General features: G+C 41.9%; 18 protein-coding genes. 3 read left to right on the plus strand and 15 right to left on the minus strand.

Annotated features, from left to right (window positions below; translation table 11 throughout):
• Positions 1 to 22: 22 nt before the first annotated feature.
• From pepV to DESDI_RS09185, 7 genes are all read right to left on the minus strand, one after another.
• Positions 23 to 1,423: a dipeptidase PepV gene (gene pepV, locus DESDI_RS09155; RefSeq protein WP_015262329.1), complete on the minus strand. Its 1,401-nt coding sequence runs from the start codon at positions 1,421 to 1,423 to the stop codon at positions 23 to 25.
• A 77-nt stretch (positions 1,424 to 1,500) separates the two neighbouring features.
• Entirely contained in the window at positions 1,501 to 3,513 is a 2,013-nt protein-coding gene (locus DESDI_RS09160; RefSeq protein ID WP_015262330.1) for a penicillin-binding protein, read from the minus strand.
• 195 nt (positions 3,514 to 3,708) lie between these two features.
• Positions 3,709 to 4,674: a rhomboid family intramembrane serine protease gene (locus DESDI_RS09165; RefSeq protein ID WP_015262331.1), complete on the minus strand. Its 966-nt coding sequence runs from the start codon at positions 4,672 to 4,674 to the stop codon at positions 3,709 to 3,711.
• A gap of 213 nt (positions 4,675 to 4,887) precedes the next feature.
• A complete protein-coding gene (locus DESDI_RS09170) occupies positions 4,888 to 5,166 on the minus strand; it encodes a ferredoxin family protein (RefSeq protein ID WP_015262332.1) in 279 nt (92 codons plus the stop codon).
• Entirely contained in the window at positions 5,163 to 6,458 is a 1,296-nt protein-coding gene (locus DESDI_RS09175; protein WP_015262333.1) for an FAD-dependent oxidoreductase, read from the minus strand. The genes DESDI_RS09170 and DESDI_RS09175 overlap by 4 nt, the downstream gene beginning before the upstream one ends.
• Positions 6,459 to 6,469: 11 nt before the next feature.
• A complete protein-coding gene (locus DESDI_RS09180) occupies positions 6,470 to 7,765 on the minus strand; it encodes an electron transfer flavoprotein subunit alpha (protein ID WP_015262334.1) in 1,296 nt (431 codons plus the stop codon).
• Entirely contained in the window at positions 7,765 to 8,598 is an 834-nt protein-coding gene (locus DESDI_RS09185; RefSeq protein WP_015262335.1) for an electron transfer flavoprotein subunit beta/FixA family protein, read from the minus strand. The genes DESDI_RS09180 and DESDI_RS09185 overlap by 1 nt, the downstream gene beginning before the upstream one ends.
• A gap of 290 nt (positions 8,599 to 8,888) precedes the next feature.
• Between DESDI_RS09185 and DESDI_RS09190 the strand changes: the two genes are divergently transcribed.
• Entirely contained in the window at positions 8,889 to 11,699 is a 2,811-nt protein-coding gene (locus DESDI_RS09190) for a UPF0182 family membrane protein (protein WP_015262336.1), read from the plus strand.
• A 101-nt stretch (positions 11,700 to 11,800) separates the two neighbouring features.
• Here the strand turns inward: DESDI_RS09190 and DESDI_RS09195 are convergent, their stop codons facing one another.
• From DESDI_RS09195 to DESDI_RS09205, 3 genes are all read right to left on the minus strand, one after another.
• Positions 11,801 to 13,090 (minus strand): hypothetical protein, encoded by a 1,290-nt coding sequence (locus tag DESDI_RS09195; RefSeq protein ID WP_015262337.1) that lies wholly within the window; start codon positions 13,088 to 13,090, stop codon positions 11,801 to 11,803.
• Positions 13,091 to 13,117: 27 nt separating this feature from the next.
• A complete protein-coding gene (locus DESDI_RS09200) occupies positions 13,118 to 14,083 on the minus strand; it encodes a phosphodiester glycosidase family protein (RefSeq protein ID WP_015262338.1) in 966 nt (321 codons plus the stop codon).
• A 188-nt stretch (positions 14,084 to 14,271) separates the two neighbouring features.
• The gene (locus DESDI_RS09205; RefSeq protein WP_015262339.1) at positions 14,272 to 14,688 is read right to left on the minus strand and encodes an OsmC family protein; all 417 of its coding nucleotides are present in this window, start codon (positions 14,686 to 14,688) and stop codon (positions 14,272 to 14,274) included.
• Between the two features lie 202 nt (positions 14,689 to 14,890).
• On the opposite strand from DESDI_RS09205, the gene gap reads away from it, so the two are divergent.
• Positions 14,891 to 15,895 carry a type I glyceraldehyde-3-phosphate dehydrogenase gene (gene gap, locus DESDI_RS09210; RefSeq protein WP_015262340.1) on the plus strand — a complete coding sequence of 335 codons (1,005 nt, stop codon included), beginning with the start codon at positions 14,891 to 14,893 and terminating at the stop codon, positions 15,893 to 15,895.
• Positions 15,896 to 15,998: 103 nt separating this feature from the next.
• Here gap and DESDI_RS09215 read toward each other — a convergent pair whose 3' ends face one another.
• The 5 genes from DESDI_RS09215 to DESDI_RS09235 all read right to left on the minus strand — a co-directional run bounded on the left by DESDI_RS09215 (position 15,999) and on the right by DESDI_RS09235 (position 19,962).
• Complete coding sequence (locus DESDI_RS09215) at positions 15,999 to 16,616, minus strand: hypothetical protein (protein WP_015262341.1); 618 nt, start codon at positions 16,614 to 16,616, stop codon at positions 15,999 to 16,001.
• Between the two features lie 75 nt (positions 16,617 to 16,691).
• A complete protein-coding gene (locus tag DESDI_RS09220) occupies positions 16,692 to 17,408 on the minus strand; it encodes a hypothetical protein (protein ID WP_242825380.1) in 717 nt (238 codons plus the stop codon).
• A gap of 236 nt (positions 17,409 to 17,644) precedes the next feature.
• Positions 17,645 to 18,211: a hypothetical protein gene (locus DESDI_RS09225; RefSeq protein ID WP_015262343.1), complete on the minus strand. Its 567-nt coding sequence runs from the start codon at positions 18,209 to 18,211 to the stop codon at positions 17,645 to 17,647.
• Positions 18,212 to 18,297: 86 nt separating this feature from the next.
• A complete protein-coding gene (locus DESDI_RS09230; RefSeq protein WP_015262344.1) occupies positions 18,298 to 19,128 on the minus strand; it encodes an ATP-binding protein in 831 nt (276 codons plus the stop codon).
• Between the two features lie 66 nt (positions 19,129 to 19,194).
• Positions 19,195 to 19,962 (minus strand): DnaD domain-containing protein, encoded by a 768-nt coding sequence (locus DESDI_RS09235; RefSeq protein WP_015262345.1) that lies wholly within the window; start codon positions 19,960 to 19,962, stop codon positions 19,195 to 19,197.
• A gap of 206 nt (positions 19,963 to 20,168) precedes the next feature.
• On the opposite strand from DESDI_RS09235, the gene DESDI_RS09240 reads away from it, so the two are divergent.
• On the plus strand, positions 20,169 to 20,759 hold the full coding sequence (locus tag DESDI_RS09240; RefSeq protein ID WP_015262346.1) for an HD domain-containing protein: 591 nt from the start codon (positions 20,169 to 20,171) through the stop codon (positions 20,757 to 20,759).
• Positions 20,760 to 20,767: the final 8 nt, after the last annotated feature.

Genomic DNA, 20,767 nt, shown 5'->3' on the forward strand with positions numbered 1-20,767 from the left:
TCCCTGAGTCAAATAACCAGTCTTAAGCCCGTGCCAGATTCAAAATTGCTTGAGCATATACTTTACAAGCCAAGACTAGGCTATCGATTGCTATGTATTCGTCGGCACAGTGAATGACTTCAGGCTCACCAGGAAGAAGAGGTCCGAAAGCAACACCTTGGGGTAATACTTTTGCATAGGTCCCGCCCCCAATGGCAAAGGCATAAGCTTCGAGGCCTGTCACATCGGCATAGGCTTTCAACAAAGCTTCAACTAGAGGACTATCTTTAGGCACATGGTGTGCCTTTTGATGACTGAGGACTTTAATGTTGAGACCCATTTCCTCAGCTTGTTCCTGCAGAGGTGTTAAAATCTGTTCCTGAGTAAAAGTTACCGGATAGCGTATATCTAAAACAAAACGAAGGTTATTTTCAGATAGTTCTATAATACCTAGATTCAGGGATAATTTCCCTGAAGGCTCATCAACAAAGGCGATGTTAAAGCCTTCGCCATAAAATCCTCCGCCGACTCTTGTATTGAGCCATTGAATTAAGTTGTTTTCCTCCTCGTTTAGCGCCAATGATTGAAGGAATTGCAGGGCATGCAGGACAGCGTTTTTCCCGTTCTGAGGTAGGCTCCCGTGAGCTCCCACCCCTTTAAAAATGAGGACTAGATTTTCACCTGTAGCCGCACCATCATTTTCAATGCGACCTGATACCCCTTCAGGGAAGGAATAGTGGGTTAATTTTTGCGAAACCACGTCCTGAGTAAGTCCGTTGAGAACGACCCGACAGGAATCAGGAACCACATTGGCACGATCCCCTCCTTGAATTTGTTTAAGGTGAGGAAAGTTAATTCGCTTAGTAAACTCGAGATGAAGAATACCCTTTTCAGCATGGATTAGAGGAAATTCCGCATCAGGGGCAAATCCTAGCACGGGGATTTCTTCTTTTTGTTTGTAATAATCCATATCCGCCCAGCCAGATTCCTCATCGGTACCAAGAATCAGACGCACTTTCTTTTGAAGAGGTATTCCCGCATCTTTAATAGCTTTCATAGCAAAAAGGGCAGCTAAGGTGGGCCCTTTGTCGTCCACCGCCCCTCGACCATATATCTTTCCATCAGCTATCTCACCACTATAAGGTGGGAAAGACCAGCCCTCTCCTTCTGGGACCACATCTAAATGTCCTAAGATCCCGAAAAGTTCTCCGGTGCCCATCTCAATCTGTCCGGCATAACCATCAATATTCTTTACGGTAAAGCCCAGGCTCTTGCCTAGGTTTAAAGTCCATTCTAAACATTCTCCTATACCAGGTCCAAAAGGGGCTCCGGGCAAAGCAGCATCCATATCTCTGACGCTCTTGATTTGGATACAACTTTGGACAGCTTTAATCATCTCATCTTTAAGTCCATCAATTTTTTGGTTAAGGTTCTCAATATCCATTGTATTTCCTCCCTATTCAGTTCAATTTTCTGTTCGTTTTATAGGATACCCTTTTTGCTAAGAAATCTGTAAATCTATTATGGCGTCGGCGGAGGTTCTTCAGATTGTTTTATTATTTCCTCAAGTGGAGCAAATTGTACATCAATCATTGTACCGGTATTGACAACCGTCCCAGACTGAATGCTTTGAGATTTAACAAGTCCGGTTCCGGAAAAATTCAAGTGAAGTTCCGCCTGAGCAAGTTTTTCTCCGGCTTGCCGCATTGTTAAGCCTGTAAGATCAGGAACAACTGTTTCACCCTTCAAGGGTGTCCGCTCAGGGACCACAGCTCCAGGGGATGGACGCTCAAAGCTTGTGTCAGGAAGCTCGCTCACTTCACTCGGCGTCTCATTGGCTACGGGAATTCCATAATATTGAAGTGTGCCTTCAATAATAGTTTTAGCCACGGGCCCGGCCAAAGTCCCACCTTGATGGCTTTCACCTTGCGGGGTATCTATAAGAATTAACAGAGCAATCTTTGGATCATTTGCTGGAGCATATGCCGCGAAAGAAGCAACGAAATCCGTTGAGGAATAACCACCGGTCTCGGGGTCCACCTTTTGAGCTGTTCCTGTCTTCCCTGCTACTCGGACTCCTGGTATGTGAGCGGCAGCACCCGTTCCTTTGTCAACAACTGACTCTAAAATGGCGGTCATCTGTTCAGCTGTTGATTTAGAGACCACTTGCCGGACTGGCGTTGGCTCAATGGTCTTCGTGGTTCCATCAGGATAGGTAATTTTCTCAAGGATATAGGGTTTATAGAGGGTTCCACCATTAGCAATGCTGGAAATCGCCGTGAGCAATTGAACTGGTGTTACTAGATTAGCTTGACCAAAGGACATGGTTGCCATATCAATATCTCGCGCCTTATCTTCAGGTATAAGTAATCCGGTTTCCTCACCTGTAAGATCGATACCCGACCGTCCCCCGAAGCCAAAAGCTCTAAGATATGTATAAAAGGCTTCTTTGCCCAAGTCCATTCCCACATGCGCCAGAACCACATTCGAAGAAATCATCATCCCTTCTTCAAAAGTGATTTTCCCATGGGGCCTAAAATCGGAATCCCAATTCGTTATGTAGCGCGGTCCGATCCGTAGATAGCCCGGATCTTCAAAAACATCCTTAGTCTTTAAAGTGCCTTCCTCCATGGCCGCGGCACCTGTAATGATTTTAAACGTGGAGCCTGGCTCATAGGACATGCTGATATTCAGATTTCGTCGTTCTTCAGGAGTTGTGGACGTATATTCATTGGGGTTAAAGGTAGGTCGAGAGCCCATGCCGAGTATCTTACCTGTCATGGGATCCATAGCCAAAATAGCAATCCGCTTCCCCTGGGTGGTCTCCACGAGCTGGTCTAATTGTTGTTCAATAAGATATTGAATCGTTGAATCCAAGGTAAGATGAATAGTAGATCCCTTTAACGGCGGTTCATTGAGCTGAGAATCCTTAAGCATAAATTGTTGTGAAGAATAACCAGGAGTACCGTAGAGTTCCTCATCATAATAGGATTCAATACCTTCCGCACCATGGCCAGCCAAATTTACAATGCCAAGAACAGCAGAAGCTAAACTATCCATAGGATAGACGCGCCTTTGTTGATCACTATAACCGATGCCTGGAAGCTTGAGGGCTTTAATTTCCTCTGCTTTTTCTAAATCAACTTGATTCGCGATATTGACCCAAGACAAATCTTTGTTTAGTTTTTCCAGTAGTTTATCGCGATCTAAGTCCAAGAGTTCACTGATTTTATCCGCCATTGTTTCTTTGGTCCAAGGGGTTTGGTTCTTTGTTATTAACTCATTAATCGCACGTGGATCCGCATAAATCTCTTTGACCGGTATGCTTTGAGCTAAAACGCTACCTTGGGCATCGAGAATTTTACCCCTTTCAGGAAGCAAGCTTGCGCTATTGGTTCTCATCTCAATCCCTTTTGCTTTTAGTTCAGAAGCATCAATCACCTGAAGCATAAATAATCGTCCAATGACTGCCACCACCATACAGATGAGCAGACCATAGAGCACTTTTTCTCGAACAAAATAGCCTCGTTTCACATGTTTTCCTCGCAGTCTAAAGAAATAGTATGGAATAAGAGTATTATACCATTCTTTTTTTCTAGTGAGACTACTAATCTGAAAAAGCCCATGTTTTCTTAACTATCGATGGGCTTTTGGACCACCTCGCTAAGAAACCATGAGCTTTGATATTATTTTGTCCTAGATTGGAAATTGAATGCGAGCAAATTAATGTTATTTCATGGAAACAAAGGCTGCGAGAAGCATGCCGCTGAGGAGTCCACCTATATGGGCGTAAACATCAATTCCCGGTTGAAAAAACCCTATGCTTAGGTTAATCAAAACGATAATCACCAAGTTTTTCCCAAAACCGGATTTCCAAAGGAAGGGTTTGCTGCGAGAGTAAACCACTAAGGCTCCAAGAATGCCAAAGATTGCCCCCGAAGCACCTGCAGAAATTGCATCCGTGAAAAGAAAGCTGGCGGCCGAACCCATAACTCCGCTCGAGATATAGATTAGGAGATAGCGAATACGTCCAAACAGTTCTTCCAAAATCGGCCCTAAAGCCCATAAGGCATAGAGGTTAAAGGCTAAATGGATAACTCCGATGTGGAGGAACATGCTTGTGAAAAGACGCCAATATTCTCCCTGGAGGATCAGGGAATTAACCTTTGCCCCAAACATGATAAGGACACCCGTATTGGTGGAACCGCCGGCCAAAGTCATCATGGCAAATATAAATAGGTTGATGAAAATAAGACTATAGGTGAGGTAGGGACGGAAGGTTACAGCTTCGGAAGCAGTAGAAAATCCAGAATTGGTCGGAACACCAGTTGAGCTGGCTTGAGTAGTCCCCACAGAAGGATTAGATTCAAGATAAGAGAGAATTTTGTTTAAGCGATCTCTTTTCTCGGTGGCTGGAGCTGCAAAAATTGAACCTGTTTGTAAATCTATAAACCAAGCTTGGATTTTTTGTAAAGCGGGTTGTTTTAAATCCTGTGAAGATAGTCCTTCCGGACAAAAGATAATTGCCTCCCAATGTCTTACCTGCAAATCGATCAAGGAAACGTGTTGAGGTGCAGCTAAGAGCTCTCCCTTCTTTAAGACAAAGAAAAGAAAGCCATCCTCACCTTTATGAGCTAAAACCCATTGATTCAAATGCCTTTCTATAGACCATTGTTCCTCTTGAAGTCCGCGCAAAATACGCTCGAGGATAGTAAGCCCCCCCTTTTCTTAAACCCCTCTGATCTTAATGTTTAATGTCATTATTTATATTCTAAAGTGTTGAGCCTATTATTGTCAAAAATCTATCGCTACCTAGCGACAATCTATCTTTCATAGTCAGAAAAGGCAGTGGAATACATTCCACTGCCTTTAACTCAATCATAATAATCACTGAACACATCGAATGGATCAGCCGTTCTTCCAAGAGACTCCGAAACCGCCTCGAGGATAATCCCATTTAATATTCCCATGAGGGCAAGCAACTCGGCAGGTGCCGCATTCAAGACAACCTTCATATCCAACGGCAATACGATTCTCTTCTTCATCCCAGTCATAAACATGAGCGGGACAGATGAAAGTACATACTTTATCCTTGCACTTTAGACAAAGATCCCCATTAGTAATTTTAATGTGATTTAGTTTGTCTGTATTAAAGCGCACCAAATACAATTTATCGTCTAATTTCATTTTAGTGCCCTCCATGCATTAAACATATCCTTAGCAAGTCCACTCTTTGTCCGTTTCTTAAATACCATATCCATAATATTGCTGAAGACTTTCTCTTTCGGAGTGCCATCCGCTGTAAAGTACATCCGGGCTGCTTGGTTAAGAATTTCAGGATATTCACCCAGCAAATGAGGATTGGCCTCGATGAAAGGCATAAGCTTTCTGAATTTGTAAAGGTCTTTTATGACAAAAGAATCACGGAGTCGGGTCTCATAGACACTCATGCCTTGAGAACTGATGTCTCCAGATTTAATGGCTTCTGCAGCTACATTTCCGGCAATTTTTCCAGAGATCATAGCCAAGTTGGAGCCTTCACGGTTCAAACCGTTTACAAACATCGCTGTGTCCCCAACTACCATAACCCCTTGACGATAAAGCTTAGGGATAGTGTTATAACCGCCCTCGGGAATCAGGTGAGCCAAGTATTCCTTAGTTTCTCCATCTTGCAACAATCTTCTAACATAAGGTTTGGCTTTTAAGTGCTCCAAGAGATCATTAGGTGACCATCCCTTTTCAGACATGGCGCTAACCATTGCCCCGACCCCAACAGAAATGGAGTTTTTGTTGGTATAGATGAAGGATGTTCCCATCATTCCAGCTGTGGAATCACCAAAAAGTTCGATGGTTGCACCTTCATGGGGTTCTAGGCAGAAGCGATCTTCGATTTTCTCAGGAGGAAGTTCTATAATTTCTTTAACAACGACAGCCATATTCTCAGGGCGCAAAGGCTTAGCTAGACCAGCCTTACAGGCCAAGAAATTATTAGCCCCTTCAGCAATGATAACAACCTTTGCTCCCAGATCTCCTTCGCTTCGTCCGGTGCGAACACCAACTACATCATCGCCATGATAGAGGAGATCTTCAACTAGAGTCTCGGTAATAATCATAGCCCCAGCTTTAATCGCTTGATCAGCCAGCCAGCGGTCAAACTTCACCCGGAGTACTGTATGGGCATTATAATTAGGTGCCTGACCCCAAGCCGGATCACGATAACCCGCAGTAAAAATTTCATCTTTGCTCAGAAAAGCATAGCGTTGCTCAATAACGGGTCTTTCTAAAGGAGCTTCCTTCCAAAAATCAGGGGCAACTTCATTAGTCGCTTGGGTATAAAGTACCCCTCCCATGACGTTCTTAGTACCGGGATAATCTCCACGTTCGATGACAGCAGTCTTCATTCCAGCCTTGGCAGCACTAATCGCGGCAGATAGGCCGGCAGGACCGCCTCCAACGACGATTACATCAAAATTTTCCATCTTGGCCCTCCTTATTTCGCTACGCCGTGCTGTAGGCGTTTCTTAAATTCAGCTGTTAATGCTGGTACGACCTCATTGAAATCCCCAACAATTCCGTAATTAGCAACACGGAAAATAGATGCGTCGGGATCATTATTGACAGCGATGATAAAATCAGACGTTTCCATGCCTACAAGATGCTGGATTGCTCCGGAAATACCAATCGCAATGTAAAGCTTAGGTCGAACAGTAATACCGGTTTGACCGACTTGGCGATCATGGGTAATCCAACCCGCCTCTACCGCACCACGTGTCCCTGCAATGGTAGCGCCGAGCACATCAGCTAATTCTTCAGCAAAGACTAAGTTTTTCTTTGAGCCAATGCCAAGACCAACAGCAACGAGAACTTCAGCCTTATCTAAGAAAATGCTCTTGGCATCCCCTTTGATGAAGTCCACTACTTTGGTTAAAACTTCTTCTTCAGTAAGGCCTAACTCTTCGCGAATGATTTCACCGGATCTACCTTCCACTCGCTCAGGCATAGCCATAACTCTGGGACGTACCGTAGCCATTTGCGGACGACGGGTCTTACAGAGAATGGTAGCCATAATGTTTCCGCCAAAGGCAGGACGAGTTTGGAGAAGGTGCTTGGTTGCCTCATCGATTCTCAAAACTGTGCAATCAGCAGTTAATCCTGTTTGCATCATGGTAGCGACAACCGGGAAAACATCACGACCCATGGCGGTAGCACCCATGAGAATGATCTCAGGTTGATACTGACGAATAAGATCTGTAATTGCATGAGCATAAGGTTGGGAACGATAATCTTTCAGAACCGGATCATCCACTACATAGACCTTCTCAGCACCGTAAGCAAAGGCCTCAGGAATAACCGCTTCTACATCATGTCCCACAAGAACACCGGCCAATTCGCAACCGATATCATCGGCAAGCTTGCGGCCTTCACCTAAGAGCTCCCAAGATACTGGCGCGATTTCGCCGCGATTGTATTCTATAACGACCCATACTCCGCTCCAAACATCTCCGCCGGCAACAGGAGTTGACTTTTTCTCTGTCTTAGGTTTGGCAACACTTACTGGAGTTGCTTCAGTGGAGAGGTTCGTCTCCGGTGTTGCTTCGGCTTTCTTGCCAGCACCTTCCGGTAAAGAGAGAATATTGCTAGGGCAAGCGTCTACGCAATCGCCACACTCTGTACACTTTGCGGCATCAACGACTACGCCGCCATCCCCTAATTCTAAGGCTTCTGATGGGCACTCACCCACACAAATTCCACAACTGATACAACCAGGACCGATGATTACAGCCATTAGCGATTACCTCCCTTGGCATCGGGACTAACCATGACAATATTTTCTTGGAATACTTTCTCAACTAACTGAGCAGCTACTCCTTTTGGATCTTTTGTCCCGTCTAGTTTTTCTCCGCCCGAACGAGCCGGGGGTGCAAAAATTTTATTTACACTTGTGGGGGAACCCTTAAGTCCCATTTGAGTAACATCAAATTCAAAGGAATTAGCAGTGACAATTTCGGGCTCATAAGCTGCGGCATTCATCATGTTTGGCAATGAAGCGTAACGCAACTCATTGAGCTCCTTTTCTACAGTTAGTAGAGCGGGTAATTTGGCTTGTACCACTTCTCGACCTGTTTCTAGTTTACGATGAACGGTAATAGTGTCACTAGTAATATCAGTGACCTTTATGACATAGGTAAGTTGTGGGAAGCCTAAACGAGTAGCAATTCCGGGTCCTGTCTGAGCAGTATCACCGTCAATTGCTTCTTTACCGGCCAAAACAAGATCTACGGGATCGGTTTCATGAATTTTTAAGATAGCTTGGGTTATGATATAAGCTGTTGCTAAAGAATCCGAGCCACCAAATGCCCTATCAGTTAGAAGAATAGCTCGATCTGCACCAAAAGACATGGCTTTACGTAGCGCTTCCTTTGCTTGAGGTGGACCCATTGTTACAATTGTAACTTTTCCGCCAACTTTCTCTTTTAAGCGAATTGCTTCTTCAAGAGCATGTGCATCATAGGGGTTAATGATTGATGGAACCCCTTCACGCATAAGTGTATTCGTTTTGGGGTCAATCCGAACTTCTGATGAGTCCGGTACCTGTTTTAGACAGACAACAAAATGCAAAAAAACTCCCTCCTCTATCCCTCTTATTATAAAGAAACATAATCTCACATGTACAGCATAGTACAATAGGAGAAAAAAGACAAGTTATTAAAATTAGCATAATATAAAAAAGATTCTGTGAATGGCGGCTATAACAATAAAAACAAAATAAATTATATCATGAATTTAAAAATAATCATATATATTTTCTTATTCATTAATATATTTATAAGAATGGGTGCTGGGTTTTCTTGGTATTGGGCAAAATATAGTAACACATAAAACATTACATGAGCAAAGGAGGGATGAGATTGAGACGAATTTTACGCTTTACACTTATTTTGCTTGCTTTCCTAGTGATTGGTTTATTCGCTATAAGTGGTCATTTTGAGGATTGGTTGTGGTTCTCGGATCTTGGCTATGGTCAACTTTTTTGGACACCTTTGATAAGCAAAGGAATTATTCAGATCGGCAATGGAACAATTCTATTCCTCCTAATCTCAGGAACCCTCTTGTCCATACGCCATGCAATTCTAACTTTTGTTAATGAACGACTTAGAAAACGTCTCAGGCTCGTACATGAAATTGACGGTCCCTTCTACCGCTTGAGTCAACGAAAAATGACAACCTGGTTAGTCATAATTTCTGCTTTAGTTAGCTTTGGGGTCAGTTTTGTAACAGGGTTCACAGGCTGGCTTGAAGTCCTGACCTTTCTGAATCCTACGCCGTTTGGTCAAGGGGATCCCATATTTTTTAAGGACCTGGGCTTTTATGTGTTTCAACTTCCATTTTTATATACCATTTATAATACTTTTTTTGGTCCACTTTTTTTACTGGCCGTTATTACTGCCTTATTTTACAGCTTTACGGGCGTCATCCGATTCCATTCTTTATTTCTATGGCGTGAACACACTATTGAAATAAGTCCCGCTGCTCGTCGCCATCTTGCTTTATTATCGATGGTTCTCTTTATGTTCAAAGGATTGGGCTATTATTTTGATACTTTTCGGTTACTTTATTCCCAACAGGGACTGGTTGTAGGGGCAGGGTACGCTGATATCTATGCTACCTTGCCGGCACTCAGGATATTGATGACGTTTTGTGCAATAGGTTTCATTGGTGGAATTGTGTCTTATTTTAGGAATGAGATAAGATTTTTGACCCTCCCTATTTTGTTAGTCTTGTTTGGTGGCCCACTTCTCTCAACCCTATGGCCTATAGTCCTTCAATCCCTGGTCGTGGTGCCCAATGAATTAGATAAAGAAATACCCTATATTCAAAATGAGATTTCTTTGACGCGTTTTGGATATGGGCTTGATCAAATAAGTGAAGAACAATATAAAGGAAATGAAGGTTTATCAGCAGATCGTCTTGTGCAAGAGCTACCAACCTTAAACAATATAAGCTTAAATGATCCTCGCCTCATGAGCCAAATCTATACTCAAAAACAAGGAGTAAGACAATATTACAAGTTCCCAGATATAGATATTGATCGCTATCTGGTCAATGGTGAATATCGACAAGTCTTACTTGCTCCTCGTGAGCTTTCAGCTGACGATCTGGCGAGCACAGCACAAACCTTCGTTAATTTTCGCTTCAAATACACACATGGTTATGGAGTTGTTGCTTCCTTTGCCAACGCTGTTACAGAAGGGCTACCATTTTTTGCAGTTAGAGATGTCCCTCTCACCACGAATTTTCAGGAGTTTCAACTGACTCAGCCTCGTATCTATTTTGGAGAGCTTACCAATGACTGGATTGTCGTGAATACAGCGATAAAAGAATTCGATTATCCAGAAGGCAATTCCAATGTAGAATCAAATTATCAGGGTAAGTCCGGCATTGAACTCACCCCTATCAACCGCTTGATGCTCTCCTTAAAACACGCAACCCCACGGTTTTACTTAGCAAACGAGGTAAATTCCCAAAGCCGCATTCTGCTTCACCGCAATATTTTAGAGCGTGTGGAGAAGTTAATGCCCTTTTTAAAATATGATGAGAATCCTTACCTGATTATCGATAAAGGACGCTTGAGATGGATTATTGATGGCTATACTGTCTCAAAAACGTTCCCCTACTCACGAATGGCCCAGACCCGAGAAATCAATTATATTCGCAACTCTGTAAAAGTTGTGGTTGATGCCTATGACGGAACTGTCGACTTCTACACAGTCGATATCTTAGATCCAATTTTACAGACGTATCGCAAAATCTTCCCAGGGGTTTTTAAGGATCAATCAGAAATGTCCGCAGAGCTACGATCTCATCTACGCTATCCTGAGACTCTATTTACAATTCAAAGCAATATGTTAAAGAATTTTCATATGATGAACCCTACCGAGTTTTATAATAAAGAAGATGCTTGGGATATAGCCCAAGAATTCTCCAGTTCAGAACCCAAAAACGTCGTGCCGAATTATAGTGTGATACGAATTCCCGGTAGCAATCATCACGAATTGGTATTGATGATCCCCTTTACCCCAGCATCGAGTACTTCAAACAGCCGAAATAATATGATCGGCTGGCTGGCTGCTCGCATGGATGGAGAGCATTACGGGGAATTGAAACTCTATAAAATTCCCAAGAATATTGAGGTAGATGGTCCTCTTCAGATTGAGTCACGAATCGACCAAGACCCCGAGATATCAGAACAACTGGCATTATGGAACCAAAAGGGCTCTCGTGTAATACGTGGCCATCTCCAAGTGCTCCCCCTAGCCGGAAACTTTTTATATGTGGAACCCATTTACTTACAAGCTGATACGGATGGCAGCATTCCCGAAATGAGGCGGGTGGTAGTGGCCTACGAAGATAGGATAGTTATGACAGAAACGCTTGCAGAGGCACTTGCCCAACTTTTTGGGGTAAAAAACCTGCTAACCGATTTACCACAAGCGATCACATCCAATCAGGATGTACCTACCATTAGCTCCAAAGCAGCAAATCCATTTTCTCAAGAAAGCGCTGTTCTAGAGGATACCCAATCTCTCCTCAAGCAAATTGAACAACTTCGTGAAATGCTCAACCAGCTAGAAAATCAGTTGAGGTCAATGACGAGTAGTACTAATCAGACTGAGTATGAGCAGGAGATACTCCTTGAAGAAGAGATGACTCAAAAGTAAAGTATCAAAGGATCCCTGGAAAACGATTTGGGGAAATAAGCAAAGACGGAAGAGGTTGCTCTTCCGTCTTTGCTTACCTATTGCTTTTTTGTCATAACTATTTATTGGAGAGGTTGAAGTTTAATTTTCGTGGACATACCGACACGTGTGACTTGAATCAGCTCTACCCCATCGAACGAAATATAATTTTCTTCACCGCTGAGTGCGATTTCTTTGTTTTTACCATCCTGGATAATATGAGCAATTTGGTCATCATAGATGATGATTTCGTTTTTAGCTCCAATAATTACCTTCTTAAGGTCATCAAAGGGTACAGAGCCTTCCCAGATTGTTTTAAATTCAAGGTTGTCTTCCTCTGAATGCTCTTCTGCACTGCGCACGCTCACTAAATAGTCATTTTCAACATGACCCAGATAAAGAGTTCCGGCTCGGTTTCCTAAGATAATATCATTGGCGTCTTCAGAGATGATTTCCCTATTCCAGCCCTGCAAGGCAATGATTCGTTCTGATTGGCCTGAAGTGCTTTTCGCATATAAGGTTCCGAACTTATCTGAAGCCGCCAGCTGAGTGAGTGTTTCCTGTGCTCGATTTAAGTTTCTGACATTTTTCATGATATCAATCTCCATAAGTTCGAACTGCCCCTCATCCTCAATGGTCAGATAAAGCAGATTCGTGAAGGTGGAGACGACCATTTGATTGATTTCACCCCCAGCGGGGAAACTATCAATACTTCGGTTATAACGATCATCAGGCGCAATTTCTTCTTCTTCGCTGGGAGGAAGCTCCAAAGTAAAGACCTCAGTTATTTGTGGGTTGTTGTAGCGGATTTCAGTGCGAGTTTTAGGCGATTTTTTTACAGGCTTTTCTGGTGTTGTCGGATTAGGATCCGGTGCCTGATTGGGATCCTCTACAGCATCAGGCTCGGTTGTTGGAGATGTGGTCGCACTATTATCTACAGTTCCCTGTTCATTTACTTCCTCAATCGGAACGATGACAGTAGTCGTTGGATTGGGATTTTTACGGGCGAAAAAGTAGACGAGGGTATCGCGGTCCGGGAGCCATTGATAGTAAATAACACCCTTATTATAATCACCATCCCCGGTCGGGGCCTTTTCAAAAACTACCTTTTCTTGATTTAGGTTATAAACCTTCAGTACCCCGTTCTCATGGTAGGCTAAATAATCTTTACCATAAGAAATCTGCAAGTTCTCCAAATTTGTACCGGGGATTTCAGCTTCTAAATTTTCGACCACGATAGGTTGGGCTATGACCGGAGCCATGATCTTTGCTACTTGTCCATTTAGAAAATAGTAAAAAGTAAATTGGAGCATTAGAGAGACAATGATCCAACTCGTTAACGTTAACATTAAAGCACGCGTCTTCTTCCTCACGTATACACCCCCATTATTCCATCACAATTAAGGCTTAACCACAAATCCGGTAGGGATATACCGTTCACCAAAAATGTTCCAAAGCTTGTTCATAACTTTTCCGTTATAGACCATCTCTGATGAGGACCCGCCATCCAAATTAACTGCTTCAACCGCATCATACTCAATAAAAACATTCATCATATCTCTTAATGTTGCTCCGATACTCCAGGTAGGTTGACGACCATCAATTACAACAAAGATAATTGTTCCATCCTCCCGCTGACCAATACCGGTACGAGGAGCAATCCCCCAGCCCCCATCTCCAGCAACTGCCGGCTTACCATCTCTTATGAGAGGCGGATAGAAACTAACTCCTTCTTTTATATCTTTTTCTTTAATATCATTCACATTCATTGGTTTAATGATAAGCTTACCCTCAGCATTGAGACCGATAAAGTCTACAGTCTTATCGCCAACATTGTTATGAACGATTTCTCCATTCTTCACTGTGATTCCATCTGGGAAGGCGCCGTTACCTTCACCATTGGGATCATAAAAGCCGCCAGCGTTAATACCGGCAATTGCCCCTGCACCCTTAACCATATCCGTGAGTCTTTCCCCTGCTACTCCAATTTCTTGAGTAACCGCAACCTTAACTCGCTTCGGATCACTAATGAGCATGACTTTTCCTTTGAAATTTTGACCTTGAATATCTTCAATAATGATTCCTGAAGCCGTGTCTTCTGTATTGGATTGTCGATCAATATTTAATCCTACTTGGGCACCTTGATCATCATAAGTGTGCATAATCTCACTGATTCTTTCATCGGAAAGAAAGAATCGCACGACCTGAGGATGACGTGATGTCTCAACTGCTCCCACGGCCATCACTTTGATCGCTTCAAAGGGTCCCCAGAATAGTACAAATGGAACAAGACAGGATGCAAAAACAATATTAAATAAAAAGAAAGTAATGATCATCTTCCAACGAATTCTGCCTTTTTTCTTCATGATGTTCGAACAATCACTCCTCTATTGTGCACTTTTTCATCAATACTCACCATAAAAACAAGATAAAAACAAGCCGCATGTGTTTAGTTGCGGCTTATAAGTGTATAACTATGAACACGAATAAGTATAGCAAAAGCTGACTTGGGGTTCAACTCACAAAGGATTAATTTATTCTAAACAAACATGATTTATACTGGGTAGGTTTCCAATTTATATGTGAGGTTCGCGGATTTGTCAATCATATTTGCCACACTGCAATATTTCTCCAAAGAAAGTTGAATAGCGTGCATTATTCTAGCTTTAGGCAGATTACTCCCCCAAAACTTATAAGTTAATTCGATATCGGTGAAGATACGTGGATGCTCAGAAGCCCGTTCGCCGACTACAGAAATCTCAAATCGTTCATAAGCAATTTGCATTTTTTCAAGGATAGTTACACAATCCATGCCGCTGCAACCGGCAATAGCCATGAGTATAAGCTCCATAGGACTGGATCCATATCCTGAACCGCCTGCGGTCACACTACTATCTATTTGCGTGCGAAGCTTCGAGCCTCCCTCACCTTCAAAGTGCAATTCTTTAATATGAGTTACGGTGACTTTCATTCCAGGTCCTCCTAAAATATTGATTTTCTTATATAGTATATCCAATGAATTGCCAAACTAGGAAGCAAAAATCTATCTGGTTATTTAATAAACAATCAAGTATGTCACATTTGCCACCAAAAAGTAATTGTGTCATACTGAAAAAAATGCTAAACTATCAAATGTATGTAAGGCATTGATATAAATAAAGGAGTGCAGTAAGTTGGCAATTCGAATTGGTATTAATGGATTTGGTCGTATTGGACGGAACGTTTTTCGTGCTGCTTTCGGAAGAGAAAATATTGAAATTGTTGCGGTCAATAATCGCTCTACTGGTGAGATTTTACCTCATCTCCTAAAATACGATTCTGTGCATGGTATTTTTCCTGCACATATAGAATATTCACAAGATGGCTTTTTTGTGGATGGAAAACTGATTAAAGTAGTTTCCCACACGGAGCCTGGAGATATTCCGTGGGGTGAATTAGGCGTTGATGTCGTAGTTGAGTCTAGTGGTAAGTTCAATAATGGCACCGTCTGCCAGAAGCATCTAAAAAGTGGCGCGCGCAAGGTTGTTATCACTGCTCCGGCTAAGGAAGAAGATATAACGATCGTCTTAGGCGTTAATGAAGAAGAATATGATTCCCAAAAACACCATGTGATTTCCAATGCTTCCTGTACAACCAATTGCTTGGCTCCTGTAGCCAAAGTAATTCATGATAATTTCGGAATTAAGCGGGGATTGATGACCACTGTTCATTCTTATACAAACGATCAACAGATTTTAGACCAATCCCATCGGGATTTGCGCCGGGCACGGGCAGCAGGTCTTTCCATCATTCCTACGACAACAGGTGCGGCAAAGGCTGTAGCTCTTGTCTTACCAGAGCTTAAAGGAAAACTCAATGGTTTTTCCTTGCGCGTTCCGACTCCAAATGTTTCCGTAATTGATTTAGTAGCAGAAATCGAAAAAAAAGCCACTAAAGAAGAAATTAACGCGGTGCTTCGCAGTGCCAGTCAAGGGAAAATGAAGGGAATCTTAGATTACACAGAACTACCCTTAGTATCTAGCGACTTTAACGGAAATTCAGCATCGTCAATTATTGATGGATTATCCACAATGGTTATTGAGGATAACCTTATTAAAGTTATCTCTTGGTATGATAATGAATGGGGCTATTCCTGCCGAGTAGCCGATCTTGTAGAATATGTTAGTCGTGACCTCTAAACATCAGCTAAGCTGACAAAGATGATATTTAATACAAAAGCAGGCTAGGGTTCAACCTAGTCTGCTTTCATTTATAGTTATTTGCTACTTATTTATGTATACCTTACTTAACACTGTATTCCACAGAATCTTCCAGAACCAACTCATGTTCTTGCGGAGCAAGAGTTGAAGAAATTTCCTGTTCCTCCTCTTCTCCTAAACGAAAGGGAAAAACAAGGATTATCAAAGCCATACCGCCAATGGATAAAGCAGCATACTGTAATGAAATTAAAGAGAAAAGAATGGGGACATGGTTGGGGGGTGTACCAATAGAGTACCCTAGTTTATTTATAGACTCAAGGTCAACGCCAGTGCGCTCCCATTTAAGTAATCCATAATAATCAACAGAATTTATTATTTTTTGCCCTGCCATAGCATAAGGAGCTTGGGAAGAAAGGTAAATAAATCCTTTATTAGTATAGATTTTATCCTGTTCTAGGGTTTTGCCAGTTAGAGATTCTTTCGAAAAGCTTCTTTCGATCCGGAGAATATCATCCGAATGAATATTTACATTTCCCTTCTCGGTAATCACAGAAAACAATTCACGATCAATGAGTTCGATATTAAGAACTTTAACGTCGAGGAGATTAACGCCGATAGAAGTTACCATTGTAAAGATGAGGCAAAAAAGTATTACTAAGCTAGATAGCTTTTCACGGCTGAGCTTACTAACCTGCTGCATAAAGTGTTGCACTTCCTTTGTCTGAGATTGTTCTTGCACGCTCAATCATACACTAATTTCGATAAACGAACAAATTTACGGAGAGCTAAAATACTTCCCAAAACGTTTCAAGAGGGTGACTATCTCTTCTGAGGTAAGATTAAGGTATTGATTCATACTTTTCCTTGGAATAGGTGCTGGTTTTGCCCCGGTAGTCTCTGGAGGAACAACGCAACGTACGAAAATTACAGCTAATAAAGCGAGAATGAGAAAAGGTACAGCACCACGCAGACCTGGAAAACTAATAATGGGTACATAAGCAAGAAGAGATGGGGTATATAGCTCATTGCTATAGTCAACCGAAATATATATGGCCATATATAAGGGGCTATCAGGAGGAAGTTCCGTTGGGAAAGAAATGGGATCCGCTGTACTCAGTGAGTTATTTATTGTATTCCTTTGAGTCGTGGCAGAACTAGGCTGCCGCGGTCCTAAATACTGAAGAAGGCTTTGCAATTCTCCGATGGGTATTTGAAGTAACTGCCCACTCGTAAAGTTGTGGATGGGCAGCTTTTCTAACTGAAAAACATATTTTGCTAAAAGCAAGAGTATCTGTGAGCCGAGCAAAACCCAAGGGGCTAAAAATTGATGACTATTGATTAGGGGCTGGACAAAAGTAAAGGTAGGGCTTCCCGGAATAGAACTTATGCGGGTTAGTAATGCAAAGCCGACATTTATTGCTTGAATAGAATTCGCCAATGATTCCTCAGCAGAGACTGGTCTTGATGATACATTTAGGTTAATCGCACTCACCTACTTCTTTATTAGCAATATATGGAATTGTATTTTGTCCTGTTCAAAGCAGATACAGCTCTTAGTAATCTATATATATTATGTCCCAATAAAGAAGAAATAGAAAAAGAGGTGTAACTTTTTACACCTCTAATACGGCATCCAATCTTCCTAATTAATTGTGTTATATATCTTCTAAAGTTAGATTATCTGTTTATTATCAAATTAGATATTAATATCATAAGTGAAAATCAGATTTATTTATTCCCGTTGGGTGACTTTACAGTAGAATCTACGTTAAAGAAAAAGCTTGCTTCTGTGTTCTGAGTAAGGCCGCCTTCAGCGTTGGGTTTGACTCTTAGAGTGATTTTATGTTGTCCGTCAGTAGCGCTCTTCCCTGCCGCGTCGCCCAGAGACTTAATCTCGCGGAAAGCTACTCTTGCTGTTGCTCCAGGATCAAGGGAAGGAAGCGTTCCGATTTTACTTACCTTCTGTTTGTCATCTCCTACTAAGGAGACCTCTAGCTCAATAGGAATATTGGTCATTTTGCCGCCGGTGGTGTTTTGAACAGTCGCGATAAGGTCGAACTTATTGGCATTGATAACTTGACTGGATTTAATGGTGACATTCCCATAGGTCAAGTCCTGTGTAAATGAACCGGGCTCAACGGCGACACCTAACATTTTAACTTCGGGTACAGTCCCATTTGCACTCGCTTGCGTAGTTTTCCAAAGGGTGACTCCAGCAATCCCAACGAGACAGACTAACAACCCACTTAGAAAAACAGTAAAGTATTTGCGATTAATCGCAACAATTTTGGCCATCTCAGGCACCTCCATTCGGTTTCATTCTCTAAGAAAAAAGTATGCATGTCTTCCTCAGGACATGCATACTTTTTCATAACAATGTATTATTTTTTTCTTTCTCTATCTTGGTATTGTCGTAAACGAATATCTTGTTCAACATCCATCTTGAAAATTCGACAGGATTGAATAAGACGTGAGGTTGTACGCAACCCTAAGTGTTCTTCCATTTGCTCCAGAGATAAATTGGAGGTAATAACGGTAGGTAACTGCTCATTCATTCGATAATTGATAATCGAATAGATTCGGTTGCGAGTCCATTCCGTATAGTTGTGTGCGCCTAAATCGTCCAGGATAAGAATCGGAATTTCACGAGCTGAATCCAAGAGATCCATCTCGTTCTCGTCTGTTTTATAGGTTGCGCGTAGCTGATCCAATAGGTCGGGAACCACCAGAAAAAGAACGTGTTGTTCCTTTTCCATCAGTGAATTTGCAATAGAAGCGGCCAGAAAGGTTTTACCGGCACCCACGGGCCCAGTAAGCATTAGCCCTAAGCCATGGTAATCATTGAGACACCGATCAACAAACTCTCGCGAGGCATTTAGGGCTTTCAAAGCATTTTCAAGATGATTGCGATCCTGTAAATTAGAGGAGTTCTGATAATAGTTTTGATTGAAATTGTCAAAGCGACAATTGAGTAACCCTCGTGCCATCCGTGCATGGCGAAAAAGGTTTTCCATACGTTTTTGTTGCATGCAAGTACAAGGGCGTGCAGAAGTCCCATCAAAAATTATACCGCGATCCTCACATAGTGAGCAATTCACTGTGGACTTAAGAGGGTTGTGTATAACATCAACTTGAGTATCGTCAGTTATTTCTCGTTTTTTCTTAAGTTCATCGAGATAATTTTCTTGCATAATATCTTTTAAATTTTTCATTATCTCCTCTTTCCCCTTTCCTTTTTCCTCTAGCTCCATGCGCAGTTATACTATATAAAATGATTATTACAGGTAAAAATTTTCATACTTATCGGATGGTACTTTACGATCAGGCTGTTGGGGGGACGTTTTTTTGGTGCGAGATTTCTCTTGTCTGGACTGGAAATTAACATCATCTGCTTCAACCTCATGTAAGGTACGCAGTCCTTTTTTTTCCCATTCTCTTAGGATAGAGTCAATATAACGAAAATTACGTATACCAGCCATAACGCCACGTTTGAAAGCAGCAAGAATTAATTCTTCAGAAAAATTCGAGGTAATCCAGGTGTCTATGACCTCGCATTCAATAGGGGTCAAAGGACGTCCTAATTCCTGTTCGAAAGTCGTGATAATTTGTCCAATGGTAGTTGAACAAGTTGAGTCGGGTTGCTTATTAAGTTCCTTGCGCTGATTTTGTTCAGCTTCGAAATGTTTGAATTCATCGATAGCCCAACGTTCTGCTAATTCCTCAATAAGTCCAACAAAACTATACCCCGTCGTGGATTGATGATCTTCGTGATTCCAGCTTTTTTTTAGGGAAAGATAATTGCGACTCATAAGATGAGTGATCATTTCCTCTACCTGAATGACCTCGAGGTTCATGCGCTGAGCAAGAAGTTGAGCAGGGGGATTGGGATTGGTTTCAATCTCCCCCATGATTTGAATAATCAACAAAGCTTCAATATGGCTGATTTCCAGCTCCGAATAATGATTTAGAAAATACTTGGGAATACCTACTGTTCCAGAAAAGAAAAGAGCTTGTACAAAGCTCCCGTAAAGATTCGTTCTAGACATAAAAATTCACTCCTCTAAAGGACAATTATAACGTATTTTAAGATATTTGGGAGAGTAATCTCGCATGTTTAAATTAATGCTTGAAATTCATTAATTAAGCACGAAATGACAGGTAATATTTTACTAACGATAACTGGAAATTAAAGGGATATTTTTATCCTGTGGCGTATATTCAGATTATACAGTAATTAGGAGGTTGATTCCAGATGGGACAGCATGAAGAACTCATTCAAATTATCAATAAATCAGGAGCTCACCATGCCTGGGGAGTAAAGCATTGTACTCGCGTCTATCTGCTTGCTAAAGAATTAGCAGAGCCAATAAATTTAGATGATGAAGTACTATATTATTCAGCACTACTCCATGATACAGGGAGATACCCCGCTTATGCCTTAGCCAACGTGGATCACTCACTTCGTTCAAAGGGAGTCGCCGCAAATATTTTGCAAAGGATGGCTTTTCCAAGTCATAAGATTCCCATTGTCTTGGAAGCTATAGAAAATCATATGTACTATTCTGAGCCAGGTAGAAGTGATGAAGCAGTCTACTTACGGGACTCGGATATCCTCGATAATCTAGGAAATATTGGCCTCACTCGTTTATTCAGTTTGATTGGACAAGACGAGTTAATCCGTACCCCAGAAGATGCTATAGACAGAGCCCGCATTTTTGCCGAAGCATTGCCCAACAAGGTCTATACAAAAACTGGAAAACGGCTGGCTGTAAAGCGTCGCGAAGAAATCTTAAGATTTTTATCAGGAATAAAGAAGCAAACTTCGGAATTTGCTTATATCTAAGGGTTACA

This window comes from Desulfitobacterium dichloroeliminans LMG P-21439, assembly GCF_000243135.2.
Taxonomy (GTDB): domain Bacteria; phylum Bacillota; class Desulfitobacteriia; order Desulfitobacteriales; family Desulfitobacteriaceae; genus Desulfitobacterium; species Desulfitobacterium dichloroeliminans.

What these genes read in the sequence shown, in the direction of transcription:
- pepV (WP_015262329.1), bottom strand. Translation starts at nt 1,423, where the DNA reads ATGGATATTGAGAACCTTAACCAAAAAATTGATGGACTTAAAGATGAG.
- DESDI_RS09170 (WP_015262332.1), bottom strand. Translation starts at nt 5,166, where the DNA reads ATGAAATTAGACGATAAATTGTATTTGGTGCGCTTTAATACAGACAAA.
- DESDI_RS09175 (WP_015262333.1), bottom strand. Translation starts at nt 6,458, where the DNA reads ATGGAAAATTTTGATGTAATCGTCGTTGGAGGCGGTCCTGCCGGCCTA.
- DESDI_RS09180 (WP_015262334.1), bottom strand. Translation starts at nt 7,765, where the DNA reads ATGGCTGTAATCATCGGTCCTGGTTGTATCAGTTGTGGAATTTGTGTG.
- DESDI_RS09200 (WP_015262338.1), bottom strand. Translation starts at nt 14,083, where the DNA reads ATGAAGAAAAAAGGCAGAATTCGTTGGAAGATGATCATTACTTTCTTT.
- DESDI_RS09205 (WP_015262339.1), bottom strand. Translation starts at nt 14,688, where the DNA reads ATGAAAGTCACCGTAACTCATATTAAAGAATTGCACTTTGAAGGTGAG.
- DESDI_RS09215 (WP_015262341.1), bottom strand. Translation starts at nt 16,616, where the DNA reads ATGCAGCAGGTTAGTAAGCTCAGCCGTGAAAAGCTATCTAGCTTAGTA.
- DESDI_RS09225 (WP_015262343.1), bottom strand. Translation starts at nt 18,211, where the DNA reads ATGGCCAAAATTGTTGCGATTAATCGCAAATACTTTACTGTTTTTCTA.
- DESDI_RS09230 (WP_015262344.1), bottom strand. Translation starts at nt 19,128, where the DNA reads ATGAAAAATTTAAAAGATATTATGCAAGAAAATTATCTCGATGAACTT.
- DESDI_RS09235 (WP_015262345.1), bottom strand. Translation starts at nt 19,962, where the DNA reads ATGTCTAGAACGAATCTTTACGGGAGCTTTGTACAAGCTCTTTTCTTT.
- DESDI_RS09240 (WP_015262346.1), top strand. Translation starts at nt 20,169, where the DNA reads ATGGGACAGCATGAAGAACTCATTCAAATTATCAATAAATCAGGAGCT.